This is a genomic window from Kitasatospora viridis, from assembly GCF_007829815.1.
GTDB classification, from domain to species: Bacteria; Actinomycetota; Actinomycetes; order Streptomycetales; family Streptomycetaceae; genus Kitasatospora; species Kitasatospora viridis.
Genome location: NZ_VIWT01000001.1, coordinates 3136986 through 3154987, shown reverse-complemented (window position 1 = coordinate 3154987; position 18002 = coordinate 3136986). Strand labels below are relative to the sequence as shown.

At 73.7% G+C, this 18002-nt stretch carries 14 protein-coding genes and 1 tRNA gene; 6 read left to right on the top strand and 9 right to left on the bottom strand.

The window, feature by feature from the left end:
* Positions 1 to 231 precede the first annotated feature (231 nt).
* From FHX73_RS14005 to FHX73_RS13985, 5 genes are all read right to left on the bottom strand, one after another.
* Positions 232 to 564 carry a hypothetical protein gene (locus FHX73_RS14005; protein ID WP_145905328.1) on the bottom strand — a complete coding sequence of 111 codons (333 nt, stop codon included), beginning with the start codon at positions 562 to 564 and terminating at the stop codon, positions 232 to 234.
* 315 nt (positions 565 to 879) lie between these two features.
* Entirely contained in the window at positions 880 to 2268 is a 1389-nt protein-coding gene (locus FHX73_RS14000; protein WP_145905327.1) for an FAD-binding oxidoreductase, read from the bottom strand.
* Positions 2269 to 2328: 60 nt separating this feature from the next.
* On the bottom strand, positions 2329 to 3120 hold the full coding sequence (locus FHX73_RS13995) for a COG4705 family protein (RefSeq protein WP_145905326.1): 792 nt from the start codon (positions 3118 to 3120) through the stop codon (positions 2329 to 2331).
* Positions 3121 to 3238: 118 nt separating this feature from the next.
* Positions 3239 to 3326, bottom strand: a tRNA-Ser gene (locus FHX73_RS13990).
* Positions 3327 to 3390: 64 nt separating this feature from the next.
* Positions 3391 to 5220, bottom strand: coding sequence for a S1C family serine protease (locus FHX73_RS13985; RefSeq protein WP_246213516.1), 1830 nt, complete (start codon positions 5218 to 5220; stop codon positions 3391 to 3393).
* Between the two features lie 390 nt (positions 5221 to 5610).
* On the opposite strand from FHX73_RS13985, the gene FHX73_RS13980 reads away from it, so the two are divergent.
* From FHX73_RS13980 to FHX73_RS13965, 4 genes are all read left to right on the top strand, one after another.
* Complete coding sequence (locus FHX73_RS13980) at positions 5611 to 6975, top strand: purine-cytosine permease family protein (protein ID WP_145905325.1); 1365 nt, start codon at positions 5611 to 5613, stop codon at positions 6973 to 6975.
* A 132-nt stretch (positions 6976 to 7107) separates the two neighbouring features.
* Positions 7108 to 7938, top strand: a complete 831-nt coding sequence (locus FHX73_RS13975; protein ID WP_246213515.1) for a glycerophosphodiester phosphodiesterase — start codon at positions 7108 to 7110, stop codon at positions 7936 to 7938.
* Positions 7939 to 8164: 226 nt separating this feature from the next.
* Positions 8165 to 8743, top strand: a complete 579-nt coding sequence (locus FHX73_RS13970) for an ATP-binding protein (RefSeq protein ID WP_145905324.1) — start codon at positions 8165 to 8167, stop codon at positions 8741 to 8743.
* 93 nt (positions 8744 to 8836) lie between these two features.
* On the top strand, positions 8837 to 9814 hold the full coding sequence (locus tag FHX73_RS13965; RefSeq protein ID WP_145905323.1) for a DUF5926 family protein: 978 nt from the start codon (positions 8837 to 8839) through the stop codon (positions 9812 to 9814).
* A 227-nt stretch (positions 9815 to 10041) separates the two neighbouring features.
* Here FHX73_RS13965 and FHX73_RS13960 read toward each other — a convergent pair whose 3' ends face one another.
* Positions 10042 to 10656, bottom strand: coding sequence for a bifunctional DNA primase/polymerase (locus tag FHX73_RS13960; protein WP_425461382.1), 615 nt, complete (start codon positions 10654 to 10656; stop codon positions 10042 to 10044).
* 583 nt (positions 10657 to 11239) lie between these two features.
* On the opposite strand from FHX73_RS13960, the gene FHX73_RS13955 reads away from it, so the two are divergent.
* Positions 11240 to 12802 (top strand): PP2C family protein-serine/threonine phosphatase, encoded by a 1563-nt coding sequence (locus FHX73_RS13955; RefSeq protein WP_145905321.1) that lies wholly within the window; start codon positions 11240 to 11242, stop codon positions 12800 to 12802.
* A gap of 133 nt (positions 12803 to 12935) precedes the next feature.
* Positions 12936 to 14411: an aminopeptidase P family protein gene (locus FHX73_RS13950; RefSeq protein WP_145905320.1), complete on the top strand. Its 1476-nt coding sequence runs from the start codon at positions 12936 to 12938 to the stop codon at positions 14409 to 14411.
* A 50-nt stretch (positions 14412 to 14461) separates the two neighbouring features.
* On the opposite strand, the gene FHX73_RS13945 is transcribed toward FHX73_RS13950, so the two are convergent.
* From FHX73_RS13945 to FHX73_RS13935, 3 genes are all read right to left on the bottom strand, one after another.
* On the bottom strand, positions 14462 to 15853 hold the full coding sequence (locus tag FHX73_RS13945) for a hypothetical protein (protein WP_145905319.1): 1392 nt from the start codon (positions 15851 to 15853) through the stop codon (positions 14462 to 14464).
* Entirely contained in the window at positions 15850 to 16536 is a 687-nt protein-coding gene (locus FHX73_RS13940; protein WP_145905318.1) for a SigE family RNA polymerase sigma factor, read from the bottom strand. The genes FHX73_RS13945 and FHX73_RS13940 overlap by 4 nt, the downstream gene beginning before the upstream one ends.
* 106 nt (positions 16537 to 16642) lie before the next feature.
* Positions 16643 to 17926, bottom strand: a complete 1284-nt coding sequence (locus tag FHX73_RS13935) for a hypothetical protein (protein WP_145905317.1) — start codon at positions 17924 to 17926, stop codon at positions 16643 to 16645.
* Positions 17927 to 18002 lie beyond the last annotated feature (76 nt).

The following is an 18002-nucleotide window of genomic DNA, read 5'->3' as shown; positions in this document are numbered from 1 at the left end:
TCCACCCGTTCGGAGGCGCGGCGGGCGCTCCGACGGACCGTCAGCACACCGACCGTGCCGACGGACCGTCAGCACACCGACCGTGCCGACGGACCGTCAGCACGCCGACCGCGGCGACGGAGCGTCAGCGACGCGGCAGGGGCGGTGCCTGGTGGCACCGCCCCTGCTCGCTCCGGCTCGCGGGACCCTTTCCGCACCGCCGGCCTGTCGGTCGTCTCCGTCTCGCCCGGGCTACTCGCTGATCACCGGGGCGAAGGTGATGTCCACGTTCTTGTTGGACTGGTCGGACCAGATGTTCCCGGAGTTGTCCTTCACCCCGAGGGTGTTGTTCTGGTTGGAGGCACCGCTGCCGGTGGCCACCTGCTGGGTCGAGTTGGCGTTGCCGTCGACGCCGCCGAAGATGTTGCCGCTGCCCACGTTGGACACCACAGCGGCGTTGGAGCCGTCCTGCGCGCCACCGGCGTTGTCGGCGAAGGCGGAGCCGGCGCCCGCCAGCAGCAGACCTGCGGCGAGCGGGGCGGCGGCCAGAGCGGCGATCATCCGGGCGGAGCGGGTGCGAGCCATGGGAATCCTCCACAAAGCTTGGAACTGTCGAACCGGCCGACCGTGGTCGGCCGAATTCGGATAACTGGTGCGGGAGTTCGCGGCCAGACGAACCCCTGCGGGCTGCGACGCCGGGATCCAGACTGGTACGCCCGGGCACCGAACCGCCAGGGTCGACGGGGGCTATTCGCTCGAACGCGTGACTACCGCGTGCTAAACCCTGGACCGGGAAATGCCGATAACCACCGGTCGGAGCCCGGCCGATAACCACCCTGACCAGCTGGGTCGGCGGCGCGGTGGAGCCGCGCCACCCCCCTCGCGCCACCCCCGGAATGGCTAGAAAAGCTTGCCCGGGTTGAGGATTCCCAGCGGGTCGAAAAGTGATTTCATCTGCCTTTGCACCTCGACCCCGACCGGACCCAACTCGCGCGCCAGCCACTCCTTCTTCAACAGTCCGACCCCGTGCTCACCGGTCACCGTGCCGCCCAGTTCCAGGCCCAGCGCCATGATCTCGTCGAAGGACCGCTGAGCCCGCTGCGCCTGCTCCGGATCCTTGGCGTCGAAGGCCACCACCGGGTGGGTGTTGCCGTCCCCGGCGTGGCTCACCACCCCGATCAGCACCCCGCAGCGCTCGGCGATCCGGGCCACCCCGTCGAGCATCTCGGCCAGCCGGGAGCGCGGCACCGCCACGTCGTCGATCATCGTGGTGCCCAGCGTCTCCAGCGCCGGCAGCGCCAGCCGGCGGGCCGCCAGCAGCAGGTCCGACTCCGCCTGGTCGTCGGCCGGCACCGCCTCGGTGGCGCCCGCCGCCCGGCACAGCTCGGCCACCCGCTGGACCTCGCGCTGCCGCTCCGGCCCGTCGAAGGCGACCAGCAGCAGCGCCCGGGTGGACTCCGGCAGGCCCATCTGCCCGAGCCGGTTCACCGCCCGGACCACCACGGCGTCCATCAGCTCCATCAGCGAGGGCGTGAAGCCGGCCTCCACCACCGCGTTCACCGCCGCGCAGGCCGCCTCGGTGGAGGGGAACTCGGCGGCCAGCGCCAGCTGCGGGGCGGGCTTGGGCCGCAGCGCCAGCGTCGCGCCGACCACCACGCCCAGGGTGCCCTCGGAGCCGACGAAGAGCCGGGTCAGGTCGTAGCCGGCCACGCCCTTCGCGGTGCGCCGGCCGGTGCGCAGCAGTCGGCCGTCGGCCAGCACCACGTCCAGGCCGAGCACGTACTCGCTGGTCACCCCGTACTTCACGCAGCACAGGCCGCCCGCGCCGGTGCCGATGTTGCCGCCGATGGTGCAGGACTCCCAGCTGGACGGGTCCGGCGGGTAGGCCAGCCCGACCTCCTCGGCGGCCCGGGAGAGCACCGCGTTCACCACCCCCGGCTCGACCTCGGCCAGCCGGTTCACCCGGTCCAGCTCCAGGATCCGGTCCATCTTCACCAGCGAGAGCAGGATGCAGCCGGGCACCGCGTTCGCCCCGCCGGACAGCCCCGTCCTGGCGCCCTGCGGGACCACCGGCACCCGCAGCTCCGTCGCGGTGCGCAGCACGTGCCGCACCTGCTCGACGGTGGTCGGGAAGACCAGCACCGCCGGGTCGCCGGACTCGCAGAAGCCGGCCATGTCGTTGCGGTAGGCGGCCAGCACCGCCGGATCCTCCACCACCGCCGAGCCGGGCAGGCCGGCCAGCAGACGGGTGGTCAGTTCGCCGTGCGCGTTACTCGCGATTTCGGTCATCGCGGGCTCCGTTCCGTTCGGTCGTAGCGGACCTGGGGACGGAACGGAGCCTACGCCTCGTCAGACCTTCTTGACACGACCATGCTCAACGCGCCACAACACGGCCACCACCAGCACGATCACCACCGCCAGCACCGCGCTGACCGGCCCGTAGCCGAGGCCCATGCCGTGGTGCGCCTTGGGCGCGCCCAGCCAGTCGGCGAACGAGGCGCCCAGCGGGCGGGTCAGCACGTAGGCCAGCCAGAAGGCCAGCACCGGGTTCATCCGCAGCTTCCAGTGCGCCAGCGCCGGCACCGCGATCGCGGCGGTGAAGACCAGGCCCGCCTCGAAGTAGCCCAGCTTGCCGGCCGAGGCCGCCAGGTCGCCGACCGCCGTGCCCATCGCGAAGGTGGACAGCACCGCGGCCCAGTAGAAGAGCTCCCGGCGCACCGTCCGCACGCTGTGGATGTCCAGGGTGCCCTCGCTGATCCGCCACCAGGCGAAGACCACCACCAGCGAGAACAGGAAGAGCGGCGCCGAGATCACGTACGGCACGCCGATCACCACGTGCAGCCCGTCCGCGGCCATCGTGCCGAACACGCTCACCATGACGATGGCGAACCAGTACACCGCGGTCACGTACCGCGTCGCCCGGAACTGCAGGGCCAGCGCCACCAGCAGGCCCAGCCCGCCGATCCCGACCGCGACCACCGGCCCCAGCGAGTTCGCCAGGAAGTCCGACGTGGTCTCACCCATCCCGGTGGTCAGCACCTTGGCCACCCAGAAGAGCACCGTCACCTCGGGCACCTTGCTCAGCAGCTGCCGCCGCCCGGTCGTCCCCGGCCCGCTGGGCCGCACTTGAGCAGTCGTCATGGCCGCCAATATCCCAGCCGCACCTGAAGACGAGCTGAAGACGCGGGCGGCGCGGGGGGAGCCGGGAACCACAGTGGCCCCCGACCGTCACGAACGGTCGGGGGCCACTGCGCTCCGGCGGAGAGCGTGGGATTCGAACCCACGGTACGGGGTCACCGCACGACAGTTTTCAAGACTGTTCCCTTAGGCCGCTCGGGCAGCTCTCCCAGGCGGAGGTCAGCCTAACGGGTTCCGAGGGGGTCGGTGCACCGGGTTCCGGGAGGGGTGGGGTCAGTTGGTGTCCCCGCTGCGGCTGCCGAGGGTGACCGTGGTGGTGCCGGGCTGGCCGTTGCGCAGGTACTGGACCTGCACCTGGTCGCCCGGGGAGTGCGACCAGATGGTCGCGACCAGGGCGGGGCTGCCGTCGATCTGGGTGTTGCCGAGCTTGGTGATGACGTCGCCCGGCTTCAGGCCGGCCTTGTCGGCCGGGCCGCCCGCGGTGACCGGCGCGGTGCCCTGGACCGGGGAGGTCATGATCTGGGCGCCGTCGCCGTTCTGGTAGTCGTCGTTGCGCAGGATGCCGAGGGTCGCGTAGACCGGGGTGCCGGTCTGGATCAGCATCTCGGCGACCTTCTTGGCCTGGTTGATCGGGATCGCGAAGCCGAGGCCGATGCTGCCGGCCTGGCCGCCGCTGCCGCTGCTCTGGGTGCTGGACTGGATCGCCGAGTCGATGCCGATCACCGCGCCCTGGCCGTTCAGCAGCGGGCCGCCGGAGTTGCCGGGGTTGATCGAGGCGTCGGTCTGCAGCGCGCTCATGTAGGAGACCTGGGTGCCGGCCTCGTCGCCGGAGGCCACCGGGCGGTTCTTGGCGCTGACGATGCCGGAGGTGACGGTGTCCTCCAGGTCGAAGGGGGCGCCGATGGCGATGGTCGGGTCGCCGACCTGCACCTGGTCGGAGTCGGCCAGCGGGAGCGGGACCAGCTTGCCGGCCGGCGGGTTGTCGATCTTGATGACGGCCACGTCGTAGCCCTTGGCCTGGCCGACCACGGAGGCGGGGTAGGTGCTGCCGTCGGAGAACTTGACGGTCAGCTTGCCGCCGTTGGCGGCGGGTGCCACCACGTGGTTGTTGGTCAGGATCCGGCCCTGGGTGTCGAAGACGAAGCCGGTGCCGATGCCGGACTCGCTGCTGCCCACGGCCTTGATGGTGACCACGCTGGGCGTGGCCTTGGCCGCGATCCCGGCGATCGAGTCGGGGGCCCGGCTGGTGCCGCCGGAGCCGGCCACCGAGACGGTGGTGCTGGAGTGGCCGCCCGCGCTGTTGGACGAGTTGCCCTTGAACGCGGCGCCGGCCACCCCGCCGGCCAGGCCGGCCACCAGGGCGACGGCGGCGACCAGGGCGATCAGGCCGCCCTTGCCCTTCTTCCGCGGCGGCTGCGGGTACCCGCCGGGGTACTCGCCACCCGGGTAGCCGGGGAAGCCCGGGCCGCCGGGCGCGCCGGGCCCGCCGCCCCAGGTGTCGCCGACCGGGTGGCCGGCGCCGAAGGGGTGGTGGCCCTCGGCGCCGAGCGCCGAGGCCGCGGGCACGCCGGCGGAGATCGTCGGCGCGCCGACCGGGGCGGTCGGGACCGCGTACGGGTTGCCGGGCGACTCGGCCGCGGGCGCCGGCTGCACCGGGGACGGCGGCAGCACCGGCGGCGGCGCGTCCAGGTAGCCGGGGGCGGTCGGGGCCGGGTCGGCGGCCGGCGGCGCGAACGGCGAGCGCGAGTCGGCGGCGGCCGGCAGCTCGGGCGGCGGCGCGTCCAGGTACTCGGCGGCGGCCGACGGAGCGTCAGCCGACGGTGCGTCGGACGCCTGCGGCGCCGGCTCCGGCTGCGGCTCGGGCGGGGTCACCTTGCCGAACACCACGGTCGGGGTGACCTCCCCGGCCGGCTCCGCCGCCTCGTCAGCCTGCGCGGCCTCGGCGGGCTGCTCGGGCGGGGTCACCCTGCCGAAGGCGACGGTCGGCGTGGGCTCCCCCGCCGCCGCCCCACCGACCGCCGGAGTGCCCCCCGGCTCGCCGTGGCCGCTGGAGAGCTGCTCCCCCTGCGGTCCGGTGGAACCACTCTCGTGCTCGGTGCTCACGGACGACCTCCATCGCTGACAGGACCTTGGCCCATAGTTTTTCCCATGCCTGATCTGGTTGTCGTAAGGGGCCTCCTGAAGAACTGGTAAGAATCCTTAGGCGGACCAGACGACACCTGATCAGCAACTCCCCCCGCGCCCCCCGGTCGCCACTCGATCGGCCTCGACCGAACGTGCTGTCCCGCGATCCGGACGGCGCTTTGCCCCACCTTGGCGTAATCCTTGTGCCGGGCTACCCTTGCGCTGCCAAATCTGACACACGCGGGAGCTTGGACCCACCAGGCTGAGAGTGCGCTGGTCGACCGTACGCCATGGCTGTGACGCCGGTGCGGCGAGGGAGCGCTGACCGCCGGAACCTGTCCGGGTAATGCCGGCGTAGGGAGTACCGCCATGACGGCTGCTTCGCCCTCTCCTGCCACCGCGTCGGCGGTGCTGGAACCCCCCGGCCGCGCCGAGGCGCCGCTGGTGCTGGACACCGCACCGCCCCGCACGCTGGGCCTGCGCGACCAGTTCGCGCTCTGGGCCAACCTCGGGATCAGCCTGATCGGCTTCACCAGCGCGACCACCGTGCTGAACGCCTCCGACCAGCCGCTGTCGATCGCCGCGTCGGCCACCGCGATCGTGCTGGGCACCGTGATCGGCACCGCGATGCTCGCGGTGGCCGCACTGATCGGCGCCCGCACCGGCGCGCCCGCGATGGCCGTGCTGCGCGGGCTGTTCGGCACCCGGCTCTCCTACCTGCCGACCGTGCTGAACGTGCTGCAGTGCGTCGGCTGGGGCATCTACGAGCTGCTGGTGATCTCCACCGGTGCGCAGACCGTGGTCGGCACCCAGGGCTGGCACTGGGCCTTCGCGCTGGGGGCCGGCGTGCTGACCACGGTGCTGACGATCTGGCCGCTCGGCTCGATCGCGGCGCTGCGCAAGTACGTGGCGATCGCGGTGGCCGTCACGATGGTCTACCTCACCGTGCAGCTCGGCCGGCACCACATCCCGAACCCGGGCCGGGGCAACTGGCACGGCTTCCTCTCCGCCACCGACGCGATCATCGCGGTCTCGGTCTCCTTCGTGCCGCTGGCCGCCGACTACACCCGGCACTCGCGCACCGTCCGGTCCTCGTTCTGGGGCACCTTCGGCGGCTACACGATCGCCCAGGTCTGGTGCTACGGGCTCGGCCTGATCGCGCTGCTGCAGTCCCGGGGCGACGTGCAGAACCTGCTGACCTCGTTCACCGGGGTCGCGGCCGGCTGGGCCTTCCTGCTGGTGCTGGTGCTGCGCGAGGCGGACCAGTCGTTCGCCAACGTCTACTCGACCGCGATGTCGCTGCACAACCTCTTCCCCCGGGTGGACCGGCGGTGGCTGACCGGCGGGATCGGCGTGCTGGTCACCGTGGTGGCCACCCAGATCAACGCGCTGGCCGACTGGTACTCGAACTTCCTCTACCTGATCGGCTCGGTCTTCGTGCCGCTGCTCGCGGTGCTGGCGGTGGACTTCTTCCTCGGCGGCGGGCGGCGGCGCGACTGGGCGCTGGACGGCCACGCGCCGGGCCGGCCGCTGATGCTGCTGCCGTGGGCGCTGGGCTTCGCCACCTACCAGTTCCTCTCCCCGACGGACATCAAGGGCTGGAGCTCGATCTGGACCGGGCTGCAGTCGCTGGTGCACTTCACGCCGCAGGAGTGGACCTCGGCCTCGCTCTTCTCCTTCCTGGTCGCGGGGTTGGCCACGCTGGCGCTCACGAAGGCCCTGCCGAAGGCTTAGGAAGAACACTGCCGAAGGCCTAGGAAGCACACCGCCGAAGGCCTAGGAAGAACACCGCCGAAGGCCTGACCAGGCACGCAGGGTTGGGGAGCAGGTCGTCCACCGGTCACCTGTTCCCCCTAGGGTGGGGGCGTGACCAGTGCCTCCCGCTCCGCCGCCGACCGCTCCCGCACCGCCGACCAGGTGCAGGTGGTGGCGCACCGCGGTTCCTCCGCCGCGCTGCCCGAGCACACCCTGGCGGCCTATCAGCGGGCCCTGGCGGAGGGCGCGGACGCGCTGGAGTGCGATGTCCGGGTGACCTCCGACGGGCAGCTGGTCTGCGTGCACGACCGGACCATCGCCCGGGTCTCGGACGGCGGCCGCCGGGTGGTCTCCACGCTCACCCTGGAGCAGCTGGAGGCCTACGACTTCGGCTCCTGGAAGCACCCGGAGCAGCCGGAGCCGCAGCCGGTGCTCACCCTGGAGCAGTTGCTGGGGCTGGTGGCGGACGCCGGGCGCCGGGTGGACCTGGCGATCGAGACCAAGCACCCGGTGCGCTTCCGCGGCCGGGTGGAGGCCGAGCTGCTGGCGATGCTCAAGCGGTTCGGCGTCGAGGGCGCGACCGGGCCGGGCCAGGGCGACCCGGAGCGGCCGCACGCCAGGATCATGAGCTTCTCCGGGGTGGCGCTGGGCCGGGTGCGCAAGGCGGCGCCGGCCTTCCCCCGGGTGTTCCTGTTCGAGCACCCGGCGGTGCTGCGGATGTGGCCGGGTGCGGGGCTGCCGGCCGGCGCGGTGGTGGCCGGCCCGGGCATCGACCTGGTGCGCCGCCGGCCGGGACTGGTGCGGGCGCTGCGCGCGGCCGGGCACCAGGTGCACGTGTGGACCGTGGACGAGCCGGCCGATGTGGAGCTGTGCCTGGAGCTCGGCGTCTCGGCGATCATCACCAACCGCCCGCGCGCCGTGCTGGACCAGCTCGGGCGCTGAGCGCACGCCCGGCGCATCCGGATTGCACCGCGCGGAATCCACCGCGCGGCGCCCGCTAAACCTGACGCAGCGTAAGCGGATAATCACCTCTTGCGTACACTGGGTCGCGGTCCAGATGTCCTGCGCCGATGACTTCACAATTGACGCACCTTAAGCATCCGCCCCCGTTTCCGGCGGATTCCGCCGGGGCATCCATCCCTCGGCAAACGCTGAAGGAGGTCCGGGGGTGGCGTTGATGGTGGCGCGCGAAGTGCCGACTTCATCGACCATGGCGGTGCCGCACGGTCCGGCCAGCGTCGGTGCGGCGCGGCGAAGGCTGCGGCGTGATCTGGGCGACCGCGCGGTACCCGCCGCGGTCATCGACGACGCGGTTCTGATCCTTTCCGAACTGCTCAGCAATTCATGTCGCTATGCCCGTCCGCTCGCGCCATTGCTGGATCTGGCGGACGCGCGAAACGCGGCGGTCGAAGAATTTCCGGTGAATGGCCGGGATTTGACGGTGGGTGCGGAACCGGGGGATTCGGCCACGGAGGATCTCGGCGGGATCCTGGTGCGCTGGCAGATGCACACCGACGGCGTGCTGACCCTGGAGGTCACCGACGGCGGCGCGGCCACCCGGCCGTTGCCGGCCCGGCCCTCGCTCACCGCCCGCGGCGGACGCGGCCTGAGCATCGTCGGCGAGCTGGCCACCGACTGGGGCGTGCGCGACGCCCCCGGCGAGGTGACGGTCTGGGCGGCGCTGCCCGCGCACGACCGGGCGGTGCGCGACCGGGAGGGCGCGACCCGGCAGGCCCGCTCGGCCTGAACCGCTCGGCCCGCCCCGGGCGCCGCCACATCGCCGTCGGGTCTCAGTAGGCTGCCCCGGAGACACAACCGCCACCACCGGGAGAACAGCGCCATGGCCAAGAAGGCCGCCAAGAAGTCCGCCCCGTCCACCGCGAGCGCCACCGGCACCGTGCCCGTGGTCGGTGCCCGCGAGGCCTGCCCGTGCGGCTCCGGCCGCCGCTACAAGGCCTGCCACGGCCGCGAGGCCGCGCACGCCGTGCAGGAACTGGTGCACCGTCCGTTCGAGGGGCTGCCCGGCGAGGCCGACTGGGTGGCGCTGCGCGAGCTGGTGCCGGCCGCCACCGTGCCGCTGGTGCTGAACGCCGCGACGGCCGCGGGCGCCGAAGGTGACGTCCCGTCGGTCACCCTGGCCACCGTGCTGCCGCTGGCCTGGCCGGCGCTGCGCCGCCCGGACGGCTCGGTGCTGCTCGGCCTGCAGACCCAGTCCTCCTCCGGCGACCTGAGCCGGGACCTGGCCGACGCGCTGGTGGCGGCCCTGACCACCGAGCCGGGAAACCCGGTGCCGACCCGCCGGGCCCCCGCCGAGGGCCCCCGGCTGCAGGACCTGCTGGACCTCTCGGCGCCGTTCGCGCCGGCCGTGCACACCGGCTTCGAGTTCTGGCTGGAGGACGCCGACTCGGCCACCGGCGAGGTGGCCGCCTCGCTGGAGCGGGCCAACGCCTCAGCGATCCCGACCGAGAAGCTGGCCGGCGTGGACAGCGCCTACTGGTGCGGCACGCCGGACAAGAACCACCTGCGCTGGGTGATGACGGTGCCGGAGGAGCAGCTGCTGGACGCGCTGGCCCGGCTCTCGGTGGCCGGCGAGACCTCGCTCGGTGAGGGCACCAAGCTGGTCGGCTCGTTCCGGGCGCACGGTCTGACCGTGCCGGTCTGGGACCTGCCGGTGGCGATGACCGCCGCCGAGTGCGAGAAGCCGGCCGCCGCCTTCGCCGAGAAGCTGACGGGCGCACTCGCCGCCGACGCGCCCCTGAGTGCGGAGGAGCGCCGGGCCCGGGCGAACCTGGTGAGCCGTCAGGTCACGCTCAACTGACCGGACCTGGCGGAGTGTGATCGTTTTTGATCGCCTCAACGTGAAACCGGTCACATCGAAGCGGCCCGACCCGGAAATATCGGAATCGGTTCCGCCAGGGACTTTGGCGTAGCGGCCAATCCTTGTTACTGTCTAAACAGTCCGGTCGCTGGTGCATCCCCCGTCGCCAGCGGCCGGATTTTCCATTGGCGCCGCGCAGTTGGGCCGACCCGGTGCGGGCGCCCCGGTCAGAAGGCCAGCCGGCTGCCGTCCGGCACCGCCGAACCCGCCGCGACCAGCGCCTCCAGCAACTGCGCCACCACCGGCAGCCGTACGCCCCCGCCCGCCGCCGGAACCGGCCGGCGCAGCCAGCGCACCGGCGCCCCGCCCAGCCCCACCCGGGACGGCGGCAGCACCAGGAACCCGCCGGGCCCGTGGTAGCGCACGCTGCTCGGCACCCGCCCCGGCGCCCCGCCCGGGCACAGCGTCGCCTCCTGGGCCGCCAGCAGCTCGCCCAACTCCGGGTAGCCGTAAGGCGCGACCAGCAGCACGCAGCGGCTCGGTGTGGCCAGCACCGGGCCCGGCACGATCCGCAGCGCGTCCAGGTAGTCGAGCAGCCGGGCGCCCGCCGCGACCGGCAGGCTGACCGCCGCCACCGCCGTGCCGGTGGCCACCAGCAGCGGCGCCTGCGGGCAGTGCCGCTCCCACCACCAACGCACCATCCGGGGATCAGTGGTGGCCGCCAGCAGCGACTGGTCGTGCGGGTGCGCGGCCGGCACCGGGCAGTTCGGGTCGGCGCAGGAGCAGTGCGCCGCGGGCGGGCCGCCCTCCCCGCTCCGCCGGACCAGCGAAGCACCCGGCACCACCGGCCAGTTCCACTCCTGACTGCACGTCAGTGCTGCTTGCAGCAGGGCGTGTCGGCTCCACCGACGCCTGCCGGACGATTCCCGCGACTCACGCATGGGCACTCGTTCCTCTCCATGAGATCCATGACCGGTGTGGACCAAGGGCGAGCGGGTGGATCACGACCTGAGGAGCGGCCGGGGAGCCGCGAGGTGGCCGGCCGCCGTCCGCGACGGCCCCGCCGGGCCACGCCGGGGGTTCGAACGCGTTCGGCCGGGGCCGTGGATCGAGAATCCCTCATGCGACCGGATGGACGCCGTTCGGCGCCCCCGGGTTCCACCGTACGAGTGAGTGACTTCTGGTCAGCGGGGTTGCCGGCAGGGGGGATCCCTACGCTCCGGGCAGGGTCCGGCAGCCTTCTGCCCAGCTTGTGCCCGCTCCCGGGGCGGTCCACTCCCGGCGCAGAACCAGCCATCCGGCGCGCTCCCGATCCTGGACACGCGCCGACCGACCTGTGTAGAAACGGGGCACTAAGGAGTGGTTTGGCCGGGCTTGGGCCATCGGGGCCCCGGCGGTCCGGACCACCGCGCTGGGAGTCGCGCCATGAGTGACAAGCGTCCGTCCGGTGCACGCGGTACCACCCCCGAGCTGGGTGACGGCGGCGGCGAGCGCGGCAACGGCCCGACCGGTGGCCAGGTTGACGGTCCGTCAACCGCGGTCGGGCGGCTGACCAGGCTGCTCGACCTGCCGCACCGCGCGGCCGGACCCGGCACCCCGGCGCCCGCCACCCCCGCCCGGCCGACCGCCCCCGCCCCGGCCGCCGAAGCGCTCCAGCCCCTGGAGCCGCTCGCCGCACTCGACCTGTTGCAGCGTCACACCGAACGGCTGGCCCGGGCCCGCGGGCTGTCCGCCACCCTGCGGGTGCTGCTCGACTCCGGCGCCGAACTGCTCGGCGCCCGGCACGCGCTGCTGGTCACGCTGGCCCGGCCGGCCTCCGAGGAGTGCGGCCAGGGCGCGCTCGGCGGCCCGGTGGGCGCCGACTGGCCGGATCGCACCGGTCACGGACCGATGATCGGCCTGGCGCTGGACCACTGCGCGATCGGCGCGCTGGAGACCGTACCGGTCGAGCAGGGCCCGTTCGCCGGCCTGCTCGACCCGGTCGGCCGGCTCGAGCAGCTGCTGCTGCCCGACCTGGTCGACGGGCCCGACCTGGCCCCCCGGTTCCGCGCCGTCGCCGCCGACCTGGGCCTGGGCGCCAGCTACGCGCTGCCGCTGGCCACCGAGGAGGACGGGCCGCTGGCCGCCGCCGCCTGGTTCTTCGCCGAACCGGGCCGGCCGAGCCTTGAGCGCCGGCAACTGGCCCGCCGCTACGCCGCCTTCGCCGCCCCACTGCTGGCCGGGCGGCTGGCCGCCGAGCGCGCGCTGCGGGCCGCCGAGGCGCTGCGCCGCGGCCTGCTCCCCGACCACCTGCCGCACCTGCCCGGGCTGCGGCTGGCCGCCCGCTGGGTGCCGGCCGGCCTGGACCAGTCCAGCGGCGCCGACTGGTACGACGCGATCACCCTGCCGGACGGCTCGGTCGGCCTCACCGTCGGCTCGGTGGCCGGCGACGGACCTGGCGCCGGCCCCGGCTCGGCCCCCGGCGCGGCCACCGCGATGGGCCGGCTGCGGGCCGCGCTGCGGGCCTACGCGGTGCTGGAGGGCGAGGACCCGGTGGCCGTGCTCGGCGACCTGGAGCTGCTGCTGAAGACCACCGAGCCGGCCCGCACCGCCACCGCCGTCTACGCCTGCGTGGACCCGGCCGAGCGGCGGATCACCCTGGCCGGGGCCGGCCACTGCCCGCCGGTGCTGGTCACCCGGTACGGCGCCAACTTCGTCGAGACCTCGCTCTCCGCCCCGCTCGGCATGCTCAGCTGCTGGGAGGCGCCCGGGGTGGAGCTGAGCGCCGAGCGCGGCGACCTGCTGCTGCTCTACACCGAGGGCCTGGCCCGGCGCTGCGGCCCGACCCTGCACGCCGGCCAGGCCCGGCTGCGCAAGGCCGCCGCCGACGCGCCGCGCGACCTGCGGCACGACCCCGACCGGCTCTGCGCCCACCTGCTGGAATGCTGCCTGCCCGCCTCCGGGCCGGTCACCGACGACCTGGTGCTGCTCGCCGCCCGGTTCGACTGACCGGGCCGCGGGCTGGCCGAGGGTGTTCCGGGGCGGCTCCGTACCATGGGAGCCACAGCCGCCCCGACCAGTCGCGATCCGACACGGCCGAAGGCGGAGTGCTACTCCCCCAGCCTCCGGCCGGGGGACCCCCATGGAGGCGACGAACGTGACCGAGGACCGCAACCCGGCTACCGAGGCGGATGAGCAGCCGATCAAGGCGCGCAAGAACGGGCTGTACGACGACGTGTCCGAGGAGCTCGCCGCGTCGATGAAGACCGGCTGGGCCGACACCGAGCTGCGCGACCTGCGCCCGGTCGCCCAGGCGCCGTACGCCGCCGCCCGCCGCGCCGCGCTCTCGGCCGCGTTCCCCGGCGAGCGCCTGGTGGTGCCGGCCGGCAACCTGCGCACCCGGTCCAACGACACCGAGTACGCCTTCCGCGCCGCCAGCGAGTACGTGCACCTGACCGGCGACCAGACCCAGGACGCGGTGCTGGTGCTCAACCCGGCCGCCGAGGGCCACGACGCGGTGCTCTACCTGTTGCCCCGCTCCAACCGGGAGAACGGCGAGTTCTGGCTGGACGGCCAGGGCGAGCTCTGGGTCGGCCGCCGCCACTCGCTCACCGAGTCCGAGCTGCTGCTCGGCCTGCCCGCCCGGGACGTCCGCGAGGCCGTCGCCGAGCTGACCGCCGGCACTGCCGTGCCGACCCGCCTGGTCCGCGGCTACGACGCCGGCCTGGACGAGGCGCTCGACACCGACGAGGAGCGCGACGACGAGCTGAAGGTCTTCCTCAGCGGCCTGCGCCTGGTCAAGGACGAGTGGGAGGTCGGGCAGCTGCGCGCCGCCTGCGAGGCCACCGTGCGCGGCTTCACCGACGTGGTGCGCGAGCTCGGCCAGGCCGTCGCCACCTCGGAGCGCTGGATCGAGGGCACCTTCTGGCGCCGCGCCCGGGTCGAGGGCAACGACGTGGGCTACGGCACGATCGCCGCCGCCGGCCCGCACGCCACCACCCTGCACTGGGTGCGCAACGACGGCGACGTGCGCCCCGGCGAGCTGCTGCTGCTCGACGCCGGCGTGGAGACCAGCACCCTCTACACCGCCGACGTGACCCGCACGCTGCCGATCAACGGCACCTTCAACCCGCTGCAGCGCAAGATCTACGACGCCGTGCTGGCCGCCCAGGAGGCCGGCATCGCGGCGGTCCGGCCGGGCGCCCAGTACCGCGACTACCACGACGCCGCCCAGCGCGTGCTGGCCGAGCACCTGCTCGCCTGGGGCCTGCTCGACGCCTCGGTGTACGACGTCGAGAAGGTCATCGAGCTCGGCCTGCAGCGCCGCTGGACCCTGCACGGCACCGGCCACATGCTCGGCCTGGACGTGCACGACTGCGCGCACGCCCGCCGCGAGGAGTACGTGGACGCCGAGCTGGTCCCCGGCATGTGCCTGACCGTCGAGCCCGGCCTCTACTTCCAGGCCGACGACCTGACCGTGCCCGAGGAGTACCGCGGCATCGGCGTGCGGATCGAGGACGACATCCTGGTCACCGCCGACGGCAACGAGAACCTCTCGGCCGGCCTGCCGCGCACCGCGGACGAGGTCGAGGGCTGGATGGCCGCGCTGAACGGCTGACGCACCGTCGGATCCGGGGAGGGGCGGCGCCGCTGCCCCTCCCCGGCGCGTCAGTTGGCCGCCACCGGCAGGTTGACGGTGCCGGTGCCGAGCATGCTCAGGCTGCCCTCGGGCGTGAACTTGAGCCAGGCCATCTCGGTGAGCGTGAGCTGGGTGACCGGGGTGGCGCTGGGCGCCAGCGAGATCCGGTAGTTGACCGTCTTGCTCTTCCCCGGGTCGAGCGGGAACCCCGGCACGTTCTGCACCGGCCCCACGGTGGCGGAGCTCATGCCCACCGAGATCCACGAGCCGTCGTCCAACTGCTCCTCCAGCGTGCCGTTCTGCTGCCCGACGTTCACCTGCGGGATCACGTCCACCAGCGGCTGGCTGCCGTTGTTGCCGACGGTCACCGAGAAGGGCGTCTTGGCGCCGTTGGCGTGCAGCGACTGGTTGGGGCCGAAGCCGTAGAGCGTGAAGCCGACGGGGTTCGTCTGCTGGGGCTGCAGCACGCCGCTGGCGTCGAGGCTGCCCAGCACCGCCTGCAGGCCGGCCTCGTACTGCGGGCTCAACCCGGTGACGCGGAGGAAGACCTGCTGACCGGTCAGGCCCCACATCCGGGTGGTGAAGGCCTCCCCCGAGGAGCACTTCAGGCCCCAGGTGCTCCTGGTCGCCGGCTGGCCCGCGACGGTCACCTGGCTGTGGTCGAAGGAGGTGAGGGTCTGCGTGTCCGAGTTGCCGTTGGGATCGACGAGGTGCGGGTTGTTCGGGGCGTCGCACTCCGGCTGGTGGGCCCACCCGTCGCTGCTGGTGAGTTCGCCCGCCGTCGGGTAGGTGGCCTGGGAGACCTCGCCCGCGGTCGAGTAGACCGTGAGCGCGAGCGGGCAGCCCGTGGGCGGACCGGTCGGGCCGTTGGGCACGACCAGGCACTCCTGCGGGCTCAGCGGGCCCATGTTCGACGTCGTCCAGCCGGTCGGCAGGCGGAAGGTGACGCCCCGGAAGGACTGCGTGGCGCCGAGCGTCACCGGCGCCGAGGAGGGGCTGCCGCCGGCGCCGGGCGAGGTGCTGGCGGCCCCGGAGGAAAGGCTGCCCGCCGGCGGTTCGCCGGCCGGCTGGCTGGCCGGGGCACTGGCGCTCGGCGAGGGGTCGGTCGAGGGGCTCGCCTTGGGTTCGGGGCTGTGGCTGGTGCCCACCGAGGCGGCCGGGCCGGGGTTCACGTGGTCCGCCACGTTGTGGCCGTTGAAGCCCAGGTAGCCGATCGCGAGCGCGGCGGCCAGGCCCAGCGGCAGCACGGTGGCGTAGACCGCGCGCAGTCGGCGCACCTTGCGGCTCGGCGGCTCGGCCGGGCGCAGGTCGTGCACGCCGACCTGTTCGGCCCGGGCCGTCAGCGCCTCGCGCAGCAGGCGCTCGATCGGGGTGCCGTCGTCGGAACCGCCGTCGTCGAATCGGTCGTTCCCTGCGTTCATCGGACGTTCTCCAGCTGCTTCTCCAGGGCGTCGAGCGCCCGGCTCGCGGTGGACTTGACGGCGCCTCGGGAGAGTCCGAGCGCCTCGGCGATCTGTGCCTCCGACAGATCCGAGTAGTAGCGCAGCACCAGCACCTCGCGCTGGCGGTCGGTCAACTCCCGCAGCGCGAGCACCACTCGGCGGTGCTCGTCGTTGAGCAGGGCGTGGTCCTCGGCCGAGGCGGCGTCGGCCTCGTGCGGCGGCACGTAGTCCCGCGCCGTCTTGCGGCGGCGCAGCACCGAGCGGGAGCCGTTCACCACCGAGGTGCGCAGGTAGCCGAGGGCGTTGTCGACGTCCTCCAGCTGTTCGCCGTGCTTCTGGAAGAGTGCGGCGAATGCCTCCTGCACCACGTCCTCGGCGATGTCCTGACGGTCCACCAGCAGGATCGCCAGCCGCACCAGGCCGAGCCGGTGGGCGTGGTAGAGCTCGGTGAGGGTCGGGCGCGGCTCGGACTCCGACCGGCCGCCGCGCAACAGTCGGAAGCCGGAGCGGCGGGCGGCGACCGGCTGCTCGGTCGGCTCCTCACCGAGCGCGGCGGCCGGCTCGGGCGCGCCGAAGAGCGCCCTCACCACGCCGGTCGGCCGCCAGACCCGACGACCACGGTGCGGCAGGCCTGCGGTGGGCAGGCCCAGTGCCAGCGACATGCGCGTTCCACTCCCCCTGGAGCGGCGGCCGGAGCAGTCGGCCGCCGCAGATGTGATGATCATTTGAACGATGGGTGATTTTCGCAGGCTGCGGTACCGGCGACCGTCAGCGGGTCACGGAGACCTCGGTGGAGACCGGCGCGGCGTAGTGGCCGTCGCCGATCGCCCCGGCCGCGACGGTGAGCTTGCCGATCCCCTGGGCGGTGGTCGGCGCCAGGGCGAACCGGAACTCGTACTCGAAGACCCGCCCGCTCGGCGCCGACAGCACCTGCACCGCCGAGGCGTCCGCCGTGATGCCGTCGCAGTCCTCGCTCACCGGGAGCTTCGTCCAGTTGCCGTTGGCCATCACCTCGACCGTGACGTCCTGGGCCCGGAGCAGGCCCGCCGGGTCGGCCAGCAGCAGCCGCGGCTTCAGCCAACCCATCGGCGCACCGGTGAAGTTGCCCGCCTCTACCTGGACCTCGGCGGCCGGCCCGCCGACCGCGACCGAGGTCGGGCGCGGGGTCATGGTGGGCATCGCGGCGGTCGGCCGGTGGGCGTCGGCCACGGTGACCGGCTGGACGGCCCGGGTGAGGAACGGGTGGGAGTCGGCGGACACCGGGCGGACGGCGTCGGCCTCGATGTCGAGGGTGCCGGGGGCGTTGTCCGCGCCCAGGCCGAGCCGGTAGCTGATGGTGCGGCTGGCCCCCGGGGCCAGCGCGAAGGCGACCGGGTCGCCGGTGTACGCGTAGTCCATGCCGGTGCCCTGGCTGAGCGGCAGGTCGGTCCAGTGCGAGCCGTCCAGGCGCTGCAGGTTGCCCTGGACCTCGCTGGTCTGCCGGCAGCGGGCGCCCTGGTAGTGCTGGGCGGCGACCACCGGGGCGACGGCGTCGATCCGGTGACCGCTGGTGTTGGTCCAGGTCACGGTGAAGCCGTTGGTGGTCGGCGCGGTGCCGGCCACCGGCAGCTCGGTGCCGGCCAGGCCGTGGAAGCTGATCGCCACCTCCTGCGCGGGGTTGGTGTCGCCCGCGGCAGCCGCGGAGGCCTTGTACGGCGCGGCACTCCGGCTCGGGGCAGCGGACGGGGAGCTCGGGGCGGCGGACGGGGAGCTCGGCGCGGCCGAAGGCGCGCCCGGGTCGGTCTGAACGCCGGGGGTGCTGGACGTGCTCGGGGCGGCCGACGGGGTGGCCACCGGCGAGACGCCCGCGCCCGGCACCGCGACCGACGGGCTGCCCGCCCCACCGGTGGCCGGGGCGTGGGCGGCGCCGGTCGGACCGCAGGCCACCGCGCCCGTCATCAGCACGGCCGCCAGCGGGACGGTCGCCGCCAGGCGACGCACCCAGGAGGTGTCGGCAACCGCGGCGGCCGGCGTGACGATCTTCGCAAAACGGCTGATAACGGACGCGCGCATGGCGTAACCCCCCAAGGGTGTGGAAGTCGCAGATTCGGAGAGCTCCGACCGAGGCGCTGGCCTCCTGGCCGGTCCC